Raw genomic sequence first — 15,996 nt, 5'->3', positions numbered from 1 at the left:
CAGTACTGCGATACTGCGTGATTAAAGTGGTCATCGATAACTCTGCCGGAGCTTCATGGACAAGTCGTTAGAAAAGTCATTAGCCAAATGGCTTAAAAGCCAACAATCTTCTTGTGGTATTTTTCTCAAACTATCGGTGTTATGTGGTGTGCTCAATGGCATCGCCATGGTGGCGCAGGCCTATTTTATTGCCCAGATTTTACAGGGTGTCATTATTGATAACCTTGTTCCCGCAGCATTAAGCCTTCAATTTTTTGCCCTTATTGGTTTGTTATTTGTCCGAGCCTTATTGGCGCAAGTACGTGAACGGATAAGCTTTGAGGCGGGCAAACGTTTACGCACCGATATACGCCAAGCGGTACTCAATAAATTAGTCGCATTAGGGCCGGTGTTTATTAAAGGCAAACCTGCAGGGGCATGGGCAACCTTAGTATTTGAGCAAGTTGAAGATTTGCATGACTTTTATGCTAAATACCTACCGCAGATGATGTTGGCGGGGTTTATTCCTTTACTGATATTAGCCTGTGTGTTTCCGCTTAATTGGGCCGCTGGGATCATTTTAATGACAACGGCACCATTGATTCCGTTATTTATGATTTTAGTGGGTATGGGCGCCGCAGATGCTAATCGTAAAAATATGCAGGCGTTGTCGCGTTTAAGCGGCCACTTTATGGATCGCCTAAAAGGCCTGCAAACGTTAAAGTTGTTTAATCGCGGCGAAGCAGAGTTAGTGAATATTGAATATGCTTCAGAAGATTTTCGTGCCCGGACGATGTCGGTATTACGCTTAGCCTTTCTTAGCTCCGCGGTATTAGAGTTTTTTGCCGCGGTGTCGATTGCCGTATTGGCGGTGTACTTTGGCTTTAGTTACTTAGGTCATTTAGATTTTGGTCACTATGGCGTACAGGTAAGTTTGTTTACCGGCATGTTTGTGTTGATTTTAGCGCCAGAATTTTACCAACCCCTGCGAGACTTAGGCACTCATTACCACGCCAAAGCTCAAGCAATTGGTGCAGCAGAAGCGCTGGTTGAGCTGCTTGATTATCAAGTTAATACACCCGCTAAAATCCATTCAACATCACTAAATATGGCGTTCGCAGCCGAAAGTATAAACATTCAAGCGATTGGGGTTGAAGTGTTTAGCTTAGATGGACAGCGTTTAGCTGGGCCTATTTCATTTACATTACCCGCAGGTGAGCATTGGGCTATTGTGGGCCCGAGTGGCGCGGGTAAAACCAGTTTACTGAATGCGTTGCTAGGTTTTTTACCTTATCAGGGATCGTTGCTCATTAATGGTCAGGAATTGTCACAACTTAATGTGGCCCAGTGGCGTCAACATTTGGCTTGGTTAGGACAAGATCCGCAATTGTTTCATGGCACGGTGCGAGAAAATGTTGCGTTGGCCAATCCGCAATTAAACGATGCGCAGATTATGACGTTGCTAGAACAAGCTGATATCAGTGAATTTGTAAAGCAACAACCATTAGGCCTCGATTTAGTGATAAGCGACCAAAGTGCAGGTGTGTCAGTGGGCCAGGCACAACGTTTTGCTTTAGCACGTGCATTGGCTCAACCCGCAAAATTGTTTTTATTAGATGAACCTACTGCTAGCTTAGATGCCCAAAGCGAGCAATCAGTGCTGACCTCGTTGTACCGTGCGATGCAGTCGACAACAGCATTAACTGTTACCCATAAATTAGATGATCTACACAACATGAATTACGTATTGGTGATGGATAACGGAATGGTAGTGCAGCAAGGCCATGTAAATGATTTACAGCAGGCTGATGGATTATTAGCACAAATGCTCAATCAGCAACAGAATCAACAACCGGAGGTGTGCTGATGTCGCAACCCGTTGATGCCGCGCCGCGTAACATTATTCAGGTGTTACGGCCGTTTATTGCTTTGTTCCGCCGCCAGTGGCTGATGATGTTAGTCGGCTTATTGCTTACGTTTACCACGTTACTCACCGGTATTGGTCTGTTGTCTTTATCTGGTTGGTTCTTATCAGCCAGTGCGGTAGCAGGCTTAGCCGTGGTGACGGCCCAAACGTTCAACTTTTTTACCCCGGCAGGAGGCGTTCGATTTTTCTCCATCGCCAGAACAGCAAGTCGTTACGGCGAGCGTTTAGCAACTCATGAAGCGACCTTTAAATTGCTGACTCAACTGCGTATTTGGGCATGGAATAAGTTGCTGCCGTTGAGTGCAGCTAACTTACAAGGTCTGCGCAGAGGCGACTTACTCAATCGTTTAGTTGCCGACATTGATACGTTAGATCATCTCTACTTACGCTTACTCACGCCAATGGCCGCATCTTTGATGATGATTGGGGTATTGTTGGTGTTTCTCGGGTGGTTTGATAACCATTTAGCCTTGAGTTTATGTGCATTATTATTAGCAGCTTGGTTTATTTTACCGTTAGTATTTTATTACTTAGGTAAGTCTCCTGGGCAAGCATTGATGCAAGCGCAAAGGCAATATCGAGTTGAGTTGTTTGATGTTATTCAGGGGCAAGCCGAATTAAGTTTATTTGGTGCTAATAAACGTTATTTAGCGCAACTGGAACAAGCACAGCGGGCTTTATTTAGTCAGCAAACCACCATGGCTAATATTACTGGGCTGAGCCAAGCCTTATTGATACTAATCAATGGCTGTGCGGTGGTGTTTATGTTGTATTTAGCAGGTCAAAGCGTTGGAGATGCCTCGCCTCCGGGGCCGCTAATGGCCTTAATGGTGTTTGCCACTATGGCTAGTCTTGAAATGATGATGCCAATAGCGGGTGCATTTCAACATTTGTCTAGCACTGTACTTGCCGCCCGAAGGGTGACTGAAATAACTGAACAAACACCGAGTGTTAAATTTAATGCTAACAGTCACTTGCAAGCAAACCAAGGCGCCTTGCAGCTCAGTGGTGTTCACTTTGGTTATCATAGCCATTCACCAGTGTTACAAGGTGTAGATTTGACTATTACAGCCGGTGACAAAGTGGCTATTTTAGGCCCCACAGGTTGTGGGAAATCCAGCTTGTTGGGGCTCATTACTCGTGATTGGGCGCCGCAACAAGGGTCTATTACGCTTGATGGCGAACCAATAAATGCCTACAGCGATGCCAATCTTCGTGCGGCGATGACAGTGGTGAGCCAGCGAGTTTATCTGTTTTCTGGCACCTTACGTGACAATTTAGCCTTGGCGTTGGCCTATTTGCCAGATGAAGCCAAAAAAGCTCATGATCACCGTTTAATAGAAGTATTACAGCGTGTTGGCTTACAAACCTTGTTGCAGGGCGATAAACCATTAGATTGCTGGATAGGTGAGGGCGGCCGACAATTATCGGGTGGTGAGCAGCGCAGAATTGGGGTCGCAAGGGCATTATTGCGTGACGCTCCTTTGTTATTGCTCGATGAACCGACTGAAGGATTAGATAAACGTACCGAGCGTGAAATCCTTAACGTGTTGCTCGATTTTGCTGAGTATAAAACCCTGTTAATGATAAGTCATCGTTTGACCGCGTTAGAGCAAATGGATTGCGTGTACCTTTTTCAGCAAGGTCGACTAATTCAACAGTTAGCGGATTAAATTAAACAATCAACAGAGTAAACTCTTAGCCTAGCGCGATAGAACATAAGTTATGGCTGTTTTGGGTGCGGTGTAATCAAGCTTAATCGGTAGGTGCTAATCAACCTAGTCGCGGCTTTTTTTATCGATTATTGGTTATAACATGTACCGCTAATACTGCCGGAATGTAACAACCCTTTTGACACGTAAATTACATAAATAGTTTTATCTCGAGACAATATATTGACCTGCTTCACAAATCTGGCATTCGGTTGTGTTCCAAAATTACAGTCCTCACTCGGAGTGTGATCTTAGTTACTATATTAGTAGTTGCAAACATATAACATGAGCTATCGAATTTTTTTAGATGGTGAATGTGATGGCTGGTGCTAACAATCCAGTAATAACTATTAAGCGCGGACTTGATATCCCGATTGCTGGAGAACCACTGCAGCAAATAGATGACGCACCTAAAACGACCCAAGTGGCGTTAATTGGTGAAGAATATGTCGGCTTAAAGCCAACAATGTCGGTTGAAGTAGGTGATCATGTCGTCAAAGGCCAAGTGCTGTTTGAAGACAAGAAAACCCCTGGCGTGTTGTTTACTGCGCCAGCAAGCGGAGTTGTTTGCGCGATTAATCGCGGAGAGCGTCGTGTACTGCAGTCGGTAGTGATTGATTGTGATGCCACGCAAGAACCTGCCATTATTCTCAAATCAGTGGATATTCATGCGCTATCACATCAAGCAGTTAAAGATGGTTTAGTCCGCAGTGGCTTATGGACTGCGCTGCGTACGCGTCCTTTTTCTCGCGTACCCCAATTAGATGTAGCGCCTGCAGGGATATTTGTTACTGCTATTGATACTAATCCTCTTGCGCCCGATCCGCGTGTCATTATTGCCACTCAACCACAGGCTTTCCAAGCCGGATTATTTGCCCTAACGTTTTTGACCACCGAAAAAGTGTATTTATGCCAAGATGATGGCGCTTCGTTATTGGCAGATGCTAGCAGTGAATACGACTTATCGAAAGTCAGTGTGCAGCGCTTTAACGGCGTGCACCCAGCTGGATTAGTCGGTACTCACATTCATTTCCTATTACCAGCCAGTATTGAACGCCAGGTGTGGCATGTGGGTTATCAAGACGTGATTGCCTTCGGCAAACTGTTTTTAACCGGTGAATTGTATACCGACCGTATCGTCGCGCTAGGCGGGCCTAATGTATTAAAGCCTCGTTTAGTGCGTACCCAGTTAGGCGCAAAGTTAAGCGAATGGGTAAATGGTGAAATTGACCAGCGACAGTCGCGCATTGTGTCTGGGTCATTATTGTCAGGCCATACCGCTGCAGATGTGTACGACTTCCTAGGTCGATTCCATAATCAAATAAGTGTATTGACTGAAAATGAACGTCAAGAGTTGTTGCCTTGGGTGCGTCATGACAGCAGCAAATTCTCACTTACCGGCATCATGATGTCAGGTTTTAGTCGCACCAAAAAACTGTTTGATTTCACCACTAATGCTGGTGGGTCTCCGCGCGCCATGATGGCATTTGGTCAACTGGCCCGCGTTATGCCGCTTGATATTTTACCCATCTTGTTAGTACGTGATTTAGTGGTGCGTGATACCGATGAGGCACAACTACTTGGTGCATTAGAGCTAGATGAAGAAGATTTAGCGTTGTGCACTTTTGTGTGCCCAGGAAAGTATGACTTTGGTAAAGAACTTCGTGCTTGCCTAGATATTATCGAGAGGGAAGGTTAATGAGTCAGCAACAGAAAAAGCCCAGCAAACAAGACAGCTATTACGCTCATGGCGACTCGATGCGCAGCTATTTACGTTCGTTGTGGATAGCCAATGGTCGTAGCACCAAAGGTGATGTGCATATTCGTGATGCGATTGATGTTAAGCGCACCATGCACATTGTGGGCATGTGCTTATTTCCTGCAATGTTATTGGGCATGTACAACATTGGCCTGCAGGCTCAAATAGCCATTATTGCCGGGGCAACACAGCCGGATGTATGGCAACTTGCCTTTTATAGCTTACTGTTTGGCCCACTTACGCAAAGCGCTGGTTTAATCAGTTTGTTTGCCTATGGTGCCAGTTTTTATGTGCCATTTTACTTAACTGCGTTGGTGGTCAGTTTGGTGTGGGAAGTGGTATTTGCCAAAGTGCGCCGCCAAGAACTGCACGAAGGCTTCTTTATCACCGCGTTATTGTTCTCACTTATTTTACCTATCTCTACGCCGTTATGGATTGTGGCCTTGGGCCTTAGTTTTGGTGTGGTCGTGGCAAAAGAGATGTTTGGTGGTATGGGTTACAACTTTTTAAACCCTGCACTGGCGGGATATGCATTTATTTATTTTGCATACCCAACAGAGGTGGTGTCATTAAGCCAGTTTGTAGCGGTTGATGGCTTTTCTGGTGCAACGACGCTAACCCTTACCGTGGCTAAAAAATTAAGCTTTATCGATGTGAGCTGGTTTAGCGTATTAAGCGACAGTACTTGGTGGGATGCCTTTTTAGGCTTTACCCCTGGTGCCGTTGGTGAAACCAGTACCTTAGCCATTCTTATTGGTGGTGGTATTTTACTGCTTACCCGCGTAGCTGATTGGCGTGTGGTAGCTGGTGTGATGCTAGGTATGATCATTACCGTTTTGTTGTTTAACTATTTCGGTTCTAGCAGAAATCCTATGTCGGCAATGCCGTGGACATGGCATTTGGTCACTGGTGGTTTTGCACTGGGGATGATGTTTATGGCCACCGATCCGGTAACGGCGTCATATACCCGCAAGGCTAAATTTGCGTTCGGTTTTACGATTGGTTTTATGACCATTATTATTCGTTTACTGAATGCCAAAATGCCAGAGGGCATTATGCTAGCCATTTTGTTTACTAATTTATGGGCACCGTTGTTCGACTACCTAGTCGCTCAAGCTAATATCAAACGGAGACTAAAACGTCATGGCCTTTAAGAAAGATTCAGTCGCTGGAACAATGGTTTTTATCATCATTTTAAGTCTAGTTTGCTCATTTATGATCACCGGTACCGTGGAGATTTTAAAAGAACGTAAGCTGGCTAAAAAGCGCGAAGAAGTGCAGCAGTTTGTGTTAAAGGCTGCTGACATCGACATCAGTCAAGGTGACTTTAGCGAGTTATTTGCCCAACGAGTGAAACCTAAGATGGTTAACTTAGCGACAGGTAAGGTAACTGAAAAAGCCAATTTACTTGATTTTGATGAGCGCATGGCATCGATTAACCCAGAAACATCTTCTAAACCGAAAAAAGACACTGCCAAAATTAAAACCATGGCGAACGACATTCGTATTTTTGAGGTGTATGACACCAATGGCCAACTTGCCAGCATTGTGATGCCGATTTATGGCAAAGGTTTGTGGTCGATTATTTACGGTTACATGGCGATAAAACCAGACTTAAACACTATTGAAAACATCGTGTTTTATGAGCATGGCGAAACCCCTGGTATTGCTGACTTTGTTACCGACCCACAATGGTTAGCACTATGGAAAGGCAAAAAGCTGTTTAATGAAAAAGGCAAAATTGCCATTAAGGTTATTAAAGGCGGCGCTAAAGACGGCGACATTCACGGCATCGATGGTGTTAGTGGTGCGACGCGCACGGGCGTAGGTATTCAACGCTTAGTCGAGTTTTGGTTTGGCGTTGAAGGGTATCAAACCTATCTACACACGTTAGCTGCGGAGGGTAAGTAAATGAGTCGTGCTATTTCAACTCGTGAGATCCTAACATCGCCAATTATGGCTAATAACCCTGTGGCAATACAGGTATTAGGTGTGTGTTCGGCATTAGCGGTCAGTAATTCGATGCAAACTGCATTCGTCATGACACTTGCTGTGACCTTTGTGTTGGTCTTTTCTAACTTGATTATTTCAAGTATCCGCAATTTTATTCCTAATAGTGTGCGGATTATTGCGCAAATGACGGTGATTGCCTCGTTGGTGATTATTGTCGACATGGTGTTACAAGACGTGGCGTATGAATTGTCAAAACAGTTATCTGTGTTTGTCAGTTTGATCATCACTAACTGTATCATTATGGGCCGAGCTGAAGCCTTTGCGATGAAACATCCGCCTCATTTAGCCGTATTTGATGCCTTGGGCAATGCTTTAGGTTATGGCTTAATTTTAATGGGCGTGGCGTTTATTCGTGAGCTACTGGGGCGTGGTACTTTGTTTGGTCACAACATATTTACCACTATTGAAAATGGCGGTTGGTATCTTGCTAATGAAATGTTCACTTTACCACCCAGCGCGTTCTTTTTAATTGGCGTGATGATTTGGGTCATTAAAATCATTCAGCGTAAGCGCGGATAAGGAAACAGCATGGAACACTATATTAATTTATTTATCCAAGCGGCGTTTATCGACAACATGGCGCTGTCATTTTTCTTGGGTATGTGCACCTTTTTAGCTGTGTCGAAAAAGGTCTCTACTGCATTTGGCTTAGGCATTGCGGTGATTGTGGTCATGGTGCTGGCTGTGCCATTAAACCAAATTATCTACGTCAATATCTTAGCGCCAGGCGCATTAGCTTGGGCTGGGTTTCCTGAGCTGAATTTAAGCTATTTACAGTTGATTACCTTTATTGGGGTCATTGCTGCGTTGGTGCAAATCTTAGAAATGTTTTTAGACCGTTATATTCCAACTTTATATCAGTCATTAGGGATCTTTTTACCGTTATTAACGGTGAACTGTGCCATTTTTGCTGGGGTCATTTTTATGGCCAACCGTGACTATAACTTTACTGAGTCTGTGGTGTTTGCGTCAGGTTCTGCCGTTGGTTGGGCGATGGCTATTGTGTTATTAGCGGGACTTCGTGAACGAATGAAGTTTCATGCTATTCCTGATGGGTTGCAAGGCATTGGGATTACCTTTATCACCACCGGCTTAATGGCTCTGGGCTTTATGTCATTTGCGGGCATTACGTTATAACGCATTGAAGAGAAGGGTTATTTAATGGAAATGGCAATAGGTATTGGCATGTTTACCATAGTGGTAAGTTTGCTAGTGGTGGTGATTTTAGCTGCCAAACGTAAGTTAGTGAACACCAATGATGTCACTATTAGCATTAATGATGACGCTAGTAAAAGCGTGCAAACTCCTGCTGGTGATAAGTTATTGGGCGCCTTGTCTGGGCAACATATTTTTATACCATCGGCGTGTGGCGGTGGTGGTACATGTGGCCAATGTCGCGTAAAAGTGAAAGCCGGTGGCGGTGATATTTTAGCGACCGAACTTGATCATATTTCAAAAAAAGAAGCCAAAGAAGGTTGCCGTTTGGCATGCCAAGTTACCGTGCGAACCGACATGGAACTTGAGATTGATGAAGAAATTTTTGGGGTTAAAAAATGGCAATGTGAGGTTATTTCAAATAATAACCAAGCGACGTTTATTAAAGAGCTGTTATTAAAAATTCCCGACGGTGAAGATGTGTTGTTTAAAGCCGGTGGTTACATTCAAATTGAAGCGCCTGCGCATAAAGTTCGTTATGCCGATTTTGATATTCCTGAAGAGTATCGTGGCGATTGGGTTAAATACGGTTTATTCGATTTAGTGTCTACCGTTGATGAAGACGTATTACGAGCTTATTCAATGGCAAACTACCCTGATGAAAAGGGGACTATTATGCTAAACGTGCGTATTGCAACGCCGCCTAAAGCTGGTTTACCACCAGGAAAAATGTCGTCGTATATTTTTAATTTAAAAGCCGGTGATAAGGTAACGATTTCAGGACCATTTGGTGAGTTTTTTGTCAAAGAAACCGATGCTGAAATGGTGTTTGTTGGTGGTGGTGCGGGTATGGCACCGATGCGATCGCACATATTTAACCAATTAAAAAGTGTTAAAACCAAACGTAAAATGAGTTTTTGGTATGGTGCTCGCTCAACTCGTGAAGTGTTCTATCAACAAGATTTTGATCAACTAGCCGCTGAAAACGACAACTTTGTTTGGCATGTTGCTTTGTCTGATCCACTACCTGAAGATAATTGGACGGGTTATACCGGCTTTATTCATACCGTGCTGTATGAGAATTACTTGAAACAACATAAAGCGCCGGAAGACTGTGAGTTTTATATGTGTGGTCCTCCGATCATGAATGCGTCAGTGATAGCCATGCTAGAAAGTTTGGGTGTCGAGTCTGAAAACATCTTGCTAGATGATTTTGGTGACTAAAGCTGCTGATCATTGGCTAATTTAGGTTTGCTAGCCCATGTTTGGTCATTCATATTTACTCATCAAAGTGCTGCTTAGCACCTGTAAATAAGAATATGAACTGAGCGTATCAATAAAAAATCCCCATACTGTCATTGACGGTTGGGGATTTTTTAGCAAATAAGCCTAAGTCTATATTAATGTTCAGAACACGCTCGATAACGCATTACTTCAGCTTTGTTAAAACTAAGCACATTACCGTTTTGTTCAGTAAACAGTAAGTTTTCGCGAGCATAACGCTTAATCGTAGTAGGGCTTTTGTCGAGTATTTCACAGACTTCATTTAAAGTTAAATCATTATCATCACTCATTCCTATTCTCCTTACGTTATGGTTACTTTGACTCGTCTTATGTCGTTAGCATTGAACATTAGAGGTGTATTAACTTGTCATAAAGCAGCATAGTTGTCGAGAGTAGTATTATTAATAATGACAGCGATGCATCATGGCATTAGTGATAATTTGATGCGTGGGAGCAACCTGAGGCTTCAAAGCCACTTGGTACATCGACTCAGCTACCGTTTGTGCGTTAATGGGCTGATATTTTCGTAGCGGACCGATAAATAGAAACGATAAACCACCAAAAAGGGTTTGACCAATATCTTCCATAAAACGGCCATTATCTCGTGGTCCTAATAATAAACTCGGTTGAAAAATATTAAGTACCGGTAACGATAGCGCCTTAAGTGATAGCTCTACTTCGCCTTTGATCCGGTTATAAAACACCGTTGATTTAGCATCCGCACCTAATGCAGTCACCACCATAAATTTAAGAGAAGGATTTGCTTGAGCTTGGATCAGTTTAGCAAAAGCCAATACGGCTAATTTATCGACTTGAATAAAAGCTTCTTCACTGCCCGCCTGTTTGATTGTGGTGCCTAAACAGCAAAACGCATGATCCACTTTTTCTGCTAATGTCAGCTCATGTATTTCGTCAAGTTGACAGCAAATGAACTGCACTTTTTCAGCACCAAATTGATGTTCGACCAAATTAGGTGCTGAACGGCCAATAACCAATACTTTACTATAATGTTCACTTTCAATGATGCGAGTAAGTAAGGTATTCCCCACTAAACCCGTCGCACCTATTATTGCTGCAATCATATAATCCTTTAGAAAGCTAAACCGACTCGCTAGACTCTAATCTGTCGCTCGAACGGTTTCAATAAGAATATTTTAATAGCAATTATTATCCTGTTTGTTAGCTTAGAGTTATTACAAAAAATAGTGATAATTGAAAAATGAGTTTTCAATTATCACTACAACATAGCCAATACCAATAATTAGGATGGATTATGACCCAAGCGCATTTACCGTTAACTGATTTTATTGAATATTCCCCAGATGAAATGCTCAAGCGGGCACAAGATAATTACCAGCAAGTTAAACGACGACATTCAATACGGGCATTTTCTGATAGAGCTGTACCGCAAGCCATTATTGAACAGTGTATATTAGCTGCGGGCACAGCACCCAATGGTGCTAACCATCAGCCGTGGCATTTTGTGGCGATTAATAGTCCGCAGATAAAAGCGCAAATTCGTCAACAAGCTGAGGCATTAGAGCAAGCATTTTATGCAGGTCGCGCTGGAGAAGAATGGTTAGATGCATTGAAACCGTTAGGCACCAATGCCGATAAACCGTACTTAGAACATGCGCCTTGGCTGATTGCGGTGTTCAGCAAAAAACGTACTGAAGAGTCTGGTGAACAGAAGAGTAATTATTATGTACATGAGTCAGTGGGGATTGCGACTGGCTTTTTAATTCAAGCATTACATCACGCAGGCCTCGGCACATTAACGCATACGCCAAAACCGATGAGTTTTTTAAGTAAAGTGTGCGGGCGCGACAATGATAATGAACGTCCGTATATGCTTATCATTGCTGGGTATCCTGCCGATGACGCGACCATTCCACAGCATGCTATTGATAAAAAATCCCTTAATGAGATTTGTGATTTTATTTAATGGTGTTCACTGTTAGTCTATGTGCGTTTATAAAACGACCACTGATAAAATGATGGTTGGTAATAATATTGTTGATCTGAATGATCGCCGTTAGAAACGTATTAAAAGGAGTTAATATGAAATTGTTAAGTTCGTTGTTGGTTTGCACTCTAGGCGGGATAGTCTCCATGCTGGCAGAAGCTGACGATGTTCAATCAACCTTAGGCCACTTAGTCGAATTATCGATAACACACAATGATAACTCTATTGGGTTAAGTTGCTTGCCGAGGACTGAAGCCGCTGGCGAAACAGCTGATTGGGTGATTGAGTGTAACCGTTTGGCTTATCAATATTTAATCAGCAAAACTGGCGAAGGTATTGAGTTTAATCGCCAAGTGAATGAAAAGCCTTTTGGTATGGCTGCCGATTTTATGGCGAAAACCTTGATGACGGATCCATCAGGATTTAAGGCGGTCAATATTTCGCAAGAATTTGAGTTTACACATAAGAAAACCTAACCGCCTCTTTCAAGGTGTCTATTTTGCTGAATACATAATTAACCCGCTATAGCTGTAATAACGCTATAGCTGTAATAACGCTATAGCGGGTTAATTATGTATTGGTCATTGGTAGTTAATCGGTAGCAACTGTCATCATTTATATAACCTAAACGATTAACTAAAATTAGTCATATAACGATGGTGTGTCTTCAGTGGGACGTGTTTTAAAACGACGATGAAGCCACATGTATTGAGCTTTGTTGCGGTTAATCAGTTGCTCTACAATCTGGTTACCACGAATAGCATCATCAGTTTCATTGTCGCCGGGGAAATTATCTAAAGGCGGCATGATTTCAAGGGTGTAGCCTTTATCATCGCTATTACGCTCAACAAAAAAAGGCACTACATTGGCTTTACCTAGCCTCGCCAATGAGGTTGCGCCAGTAATGGTGGCAGCATCGGGTACGCCAAAAAAGGGAATAAACACCGCGCTCGAACGACCAAAGTCTTGATCGGCGGTATACCAAATCACGTCAGGACTGCGCAAACTGCGGATCATTTGGCGCACGTCACGCTTAGGCACTAAGCCTTTGTTTGAACGCAAGCGACCTTTAACTTGTAAATATTCCATCACCGGATTGTTATGGGGACGATACACGCCAATTCCTGGAGCAAACTGGCCAAATATACGCGCGCCCATTTCAAGCGGTAAGCAATGCACCGCAAATAAAATCACCCCTTTGCCATTGTCTAAACTCTGACTAACATGCTCAGTGCCTTTAATGGTCATGTGCTGTTGCACGCGCTCGTTTGACCACCACCATGCGTTAATGGTGTCAAATACTGCTTTTCCGGTTTCTTCAAAAGTACGCTCAAGCAGTTGTTGCTTGTCTGCATGACTCATATCAGGAAAGCATAAATCGATGTTACGCTTAGCGGTGTGGGTTCTTCCGCCCGCAACTTTCATGACTAATCGACCAATGCCACGGCCAATTTTCATTTGCCAAGACAGAGGTAATAGCAAGCTTAAACGCATTAAACCGACGCCAAACCACATAGGCCAATGTTTAGGATGATATAAATCAGAAGAAAATTCGGCTTTCTCGACCACGGACAACTCGTCTAGTTCACAAAAAATTATTTGTTATTCTAACTCATATTTAGATGAAAATTAGGTACAATCACGGTTAAATTTTTACAAGACAGCGAATACACTATGAAGGTTTCTCTCCCAGCTTTTGAAAATGCGCGCGTTTTAGTGATTGGCGATGTGATGTTAGATCGCTATTGGGTAGGCCCTACGGGACGCATTTCACCCGAAGCCCCTGTACCTGTTGTTAAAATTAATCAAATTGAAGACAGACCCGGCGGCGCCGCCAACGTGGCATTAAACATTGCGACATTAGGTGGACATGTCCAGTTAGCGGGCATAGTAGGCCAAGATGAAACCGCACAAGCATTAACCCAAGGGGTAAAAGTGTTTGGCGTTGAACCGCAATGGTTAACGGTAGCAGACAAGCCGACAATTACTAAATTACGGGTATTGTCGCGTAATCAACAGTTAATCCGCTTAGATTTTGAAGAGCAATTTGATAAAGCGACTAGCCAAGCATTATTCGCGCAAAGCGAAGCCATTTTAGATAATGTCGATGTATTGGTATTGTCAGATTATGCCAAAGGCGCCATTGATGAACCTAAGGACTTTATTGCTAAAGCGCGAGCCAAAGGGGTAAAGGTTTTAGTTGATCCAAAGGGGCATGATTTTGCTCGTTATCACGGCGCGTCATTAATAACCCCAAATATGAGTGAATTTGAAGCGGTTGTCGGTACGGTAACCAGCGAAGATGATTTAATCGAAAAAGCCCAGAAACTGATCAAGTTGCACGACTTTGAAGCCATTTTAGTGACTCGCTCAGAAAAGGGCATGACGTTAGTGTCGCAAAACCAACCAGAATTGCATATTCCAACCGTTGCACGTGAAGTTCATGATGTTACGGGAGCTGGTGATACGGTGATTTCTGCTTTAGCGACCTCAATTGCTGCGGGTGCTTCGTTAGCGCAAGCTTGTGCGATAGCCAATACTGCCGCGGGTGTGGTTGTGGGTAAACTAGGCACTTCAACGGTTAGCCGCATTGAACTTATCCAAGCGTTAGCCCTTAACCATGGCGAGTCTGGTTTTGGGGTAATGACAGAAGATCAATTAGCTTATGCGATGGATCAGGCTCGTTTACGCGGTGAGCGTATTGTAATGACTAACGGTTGTTTTGATATTTTGCATGCTGGCCATGTGAGCTATTTACAACAAGCCAAAGCCTTAGGTGATCGTCTTATTGTTGCTGTAAATGATGACAGCTCGGTGACGCGCTTAAAAGGTCCCGGACGTCCTGTTAATCCTGTCGACCGTCGTATGGCTGTTTTAGCGGGCTTAGCATCGGTAGATTGGGTGGTGCCTTTCACTGAAGACACACCACAACGTATTATTACCCGATTATTGCCAGACTCCTTAGTTAAAGGTGGCGATTACAAAGTGGAAGATATTGCTGGTGGTGCTGAAGTGATAGCGGCAGGTGGCAAGGTTGAAGTGCTCGGATTTGAGGACGGTGTATCAACTACTGCGATTATTCAAAATATTATGTCACAAAAATAGTTGATGCTTAGATACTGGCAACGGTCATTACTCAAGTTATTAAGCTGTAGCGTTGTTTGCGCACCGTTATTCGTTTGTCACTTTGTTAATGCCAGCCAGCTTATTACGCCTCAGTTTGTGGTTAAAAATCAACTAAAAACCATAGCGGTTATGGTTGAAGATGGCTTGGCGAGTGATAACATTCGCCAAGCTTATTTTATCCCAATAGCAACCAAACAAGCGCTAATATGTTCTTTATCTACACTGGTAAGGTGTATTGCGTTACTCCCTGCTTCATTACAACAACAAACGGCTTTTTCAGCTGCCAATATTCGCCGCGCAGTTGGACGTAAAAGTGCGATGGTGCTGGTTGCTGAGCATCAAAAAATAGCAGGGGTTATTGTTATTAATCCAGCTAACAATATGGCTGAGCAAAGTGGCGCTATTGGCTTAAAAACTTATCAGTTACCATTAGCCAACCAAATACAATTAACCTTGTGGCACGAAATCGGCCATTTATATAACATCGCACTACAAGGCAGCATTTTACCCTCCTCTTTGACAGATTATCAGCATGAATGGCTAGCGGATTTGTATCTGTTATGGTGTATTGCGCTGCATTATCAACAGCTCGATTTGGGGTGGCAACAATTTCATCGCCGAAATCTGGCGCTTATCAATGACAGTGGTAATTTGTCGCATTGGAGTGCGCCTCAACTTCAAATAGTGCTCAGTCATTATGATGCTCAGCAATTGCAGGGTTTTACTCACTATGAGGATTTTTTAACGGCGGTTTATCCATTAATGCCGACGTGGTCGCCGCGTGACATGGCAGAGTTTTCTAGCTTAGTTCAGCGCACTTTTAGCGCGGTTCAATCTTTGCCAGGGTATATGTTTTGGCGTCAACCGGAACTAATTGAAGTGCTGTCGCCGACCTTGGAAAGGTTAATGGGTAAGGCAGAAACACAGCGCTGGCTGACAAATCAATTCTTAACCGAAAAATAATATGTAAATTTTTGTTACGTGTTTTTATCACTTCTCACTGCTCATTAAATGGTGATTTTTTATAACCTTTGATTTATAAGGGTAAATAAATAGTTATTGCGATAATGTTCTG

General features: G+C 43.3%; 15 protein-coding genes. 12 read left to right on the top strand and 3 right to left on the bottom strand.

Annotation, left to right across the window (positions count from 1 at the left end; genetic code table 11):
* Positions 1-55: 55 nt before the first annotated feature.
* From cydD to nqrF, 8 genes are all read left to right on the top strand, one after another.
* Positions 56-1,846 carry a heme ABC transporter permease/ATP-binding protein CydD gene (cydD, locus tag EGC86_RS02470; RefSeq protein ID WP_123776522.1) on the top strand — a complete coding sequence of 597 codons (1,791 nt, stop codon included), beginning with the start codon at positions 56-58 and terminating at the stop codon, positions 1,844-1,846.
* Positions 1,847-1,881: 35 nt separating this feature from the next.
* Complete coding sequence (gene cydC / locus EGC86_RS02465; RefSeq protein WP_165872344.1) at positions 1,882-3,579, top strand: heme ABC transporter ATP-binding protein/permease CydC; 1,698 nt, start codon at positions 1,882-1,884, stop codon at positions 3,577-3,579.
* Between the two features lie 358 nt (positions 3,580-3,937).
* Complete coding sequence (locus EGC86_RS02460) at positions 3,938-5,317, top strand: Na(+)-translocating NADH-quinone reductase subunit A (protein WP_123776521.1); 1,380 nt, start codon at positions 3,938-3,940, stop codon at positions 5,315-5,317.
* Positions 5,317-6,531 carry an NADH:ubiquinone reductase (Na(+)-transporting) subunit B gene (locus tag EGC86_RS02455; protein ID WP_123776520.1) on the top strand — a complete coding sequence of 405 codons (1,215 nt, stop codon included), beginning with the start codon at positions 5,317-5,319 and terminating at the stop codon, positions 6,529-6,531. Before EGC86_RS02460 ends, EGC86_RS02455 begins: the two co-directional genes overlap by 1 nt.
* Positions 6,521-7,288 carry a Na(+)-translocating NADH-quinone reductase subunit C gene (locus EGC86_RS02450; protein ID WP_011638648.1) on the top strand — a complete coding sequence of 256 codons (768 nt, stop codon included), beginning with the start codon at positions 6,521-6,523 and terminating at the stop codon, positions 7,286-7,288. Before EGC86_RS02455 ends, EGC86_RS02450 begins: the two co-directional genes overlap by 11 nt.
* Complete coding sequence (locus EGC86_RS02445) at positions 7,289-7,909, top strand: NADH:ubiquinone reductase (Na(+)-transporting) subunit D (RefSeq protein ID WP_011638647.1); 621 nt, start codon at positions 7,289-7,291, stop codon at positions 7,907-7,909.
* A 9-nt stretch (positions 7,910-7,918) separates the two neighbouring features.
* Positions 7,919-8,527 carry an NADH:ubiquinone reductase (Na(+)-transporting) subunit E gene (nqrE, locus tag EGC86_RS02440; protein ID WP_011638646.1) on the top strand — a complete coding sequence of 203 codons (609 nt, stop codon included), beginning with the start codon at positions 7,919-7,921 and terminating at the stop codon, positions 8,525-8,527.
* A 24-nt stretch (positions 8,528-8,551) separates the two neighbouring features.
* Entirely contained in the window at positions 8,552-9,769 is a 1,218-nt protein-coding gene (gene nqrF, locus EGC86_RS02435) for an NADH:ubiquinone reductase (Na(+)-transporting) subunit F (RefSeq protein WP_011638645.1), read from the top strand.
* A 176-nt stretch (positions 9,770-9,945) separates the two neighbouring features.
* Here the strand turns inward: nqrF and EGC86_RS02430 are convergent, their stop codons facing one another.
* Both EGC86_RS02430 and EGC86_RS02425 read right to left on the bottom strand, forming a co-directional pair.
* Entirely contained in the window at positions 9,946-10,119 is a 174-nt protein-coding gene (locus tag EGC86_RS02430) for a helix-turn-helix domain-containing protein (RefSeq protein WP_011638644.1), read from the bottom strand.
* Positions 10,120-10,230: 111 nt separating this feature from the next.
* Positions 10,231-10,911 (bottom strand): Rossmann-fold NAD(P)-binding domain-containing protein, encoded by a 681-nt coding sequence (locus tag EGC86_RS02425; protein ID WP_011638643.1) that lies wholly within the window; start codon positions 10,909-10,911, stop codon positions 10,231-10,233.
* A 191-nt stretch (positions 10,912-11,102) separates the two neighbouring features.
* Here EGC86_RS02425 and EGC86_RS02420 point away from each other — a divergent pair, with 191 nt between their 5' ends.
* Positions 11,103-11,774, top strand: coding sequence for a nitroreductase family protein (locus EGC86_RS02420; RefSeq protein WP_011638642.1), 672 nt, complete (start codon positions 11,103-11,105; stop codon positions 11,772-11,774).
* 116 nt (positions 11,775-11,890) lie between these two features.
* Positions 11,891-12,271 (top strand): hypothetical protein, encoded by a 381-nt coding sequence (locus EGC86_RS02415; RefSeq protein WP_123776519.1) that lies wholly within the window; start codon positions 11,891-11,893, stop codon positions 12,269-12,271.
* A 166-nt stretch (positions 12,272-12,437) separates the two neighbouring features.
* Here the strand turns inward: EGC86_RS02415 and EGC86_RS02410 are convergent, their stop codons facing one another.
* Positions 12,438-13,364: an LpxL/LpxP family Kdo(2)-lipid IV(A) lauroyl/palmitoleoyl acyltransferase gene (locus EGC86_RS02410; RefSeq protein WP_123776518.1), complete on the bottom strand. Its 927-nt coding sequence runs from the start codon at positions 13,362-13,364 to the stop codon at positions 12,438-12,440.
* A 105-nt stretch (positions 13,365-13,469) separates the two neighbouring features.
* Here EGC86_RS02410 and hldE point away from each other — a divergent pair, with 105 nt between their 5' ends.
* A complete protein-coding gene (gene hldE / locus EGC86_RS02405) occupies positions 13,470-14,900 on the top strand; it encodes a bifunctional D-glycero-beta-D-manno-heptose-7-phosphate kinase/D-glycero-beta-D-manno-heptose 1-phosphate adenylyltransferase HldE (RefSeq protein ID WP_011638639.1) in 1,431 nt (476 codons plus the stop codon).
* 3 nt (positions 14,901-14,903) lie between these two features.
* Entirely contained in the window at positions 14,904-15,884 is a 981-nt protein-coding gene (locus EGC86_RS02400) for a hypothetical protein (protein WP_245423087.1), read from the top strand.
* Positions 15,885-15,996 lie beyond the last annotated feature (112 nt).

This window comes from Shewanella frigidimarina (assembly GCF_003797125.1).
Lineage (GTDB): Bacteria > Pseudomonadota > Gammaproteobacteria > Enterobacterales > Shewanellaceae > Shewanella > Shewanella frigidimarina.
This window is presented reverse-complemented; position numbering and strand designations above follow the sequence as displayed.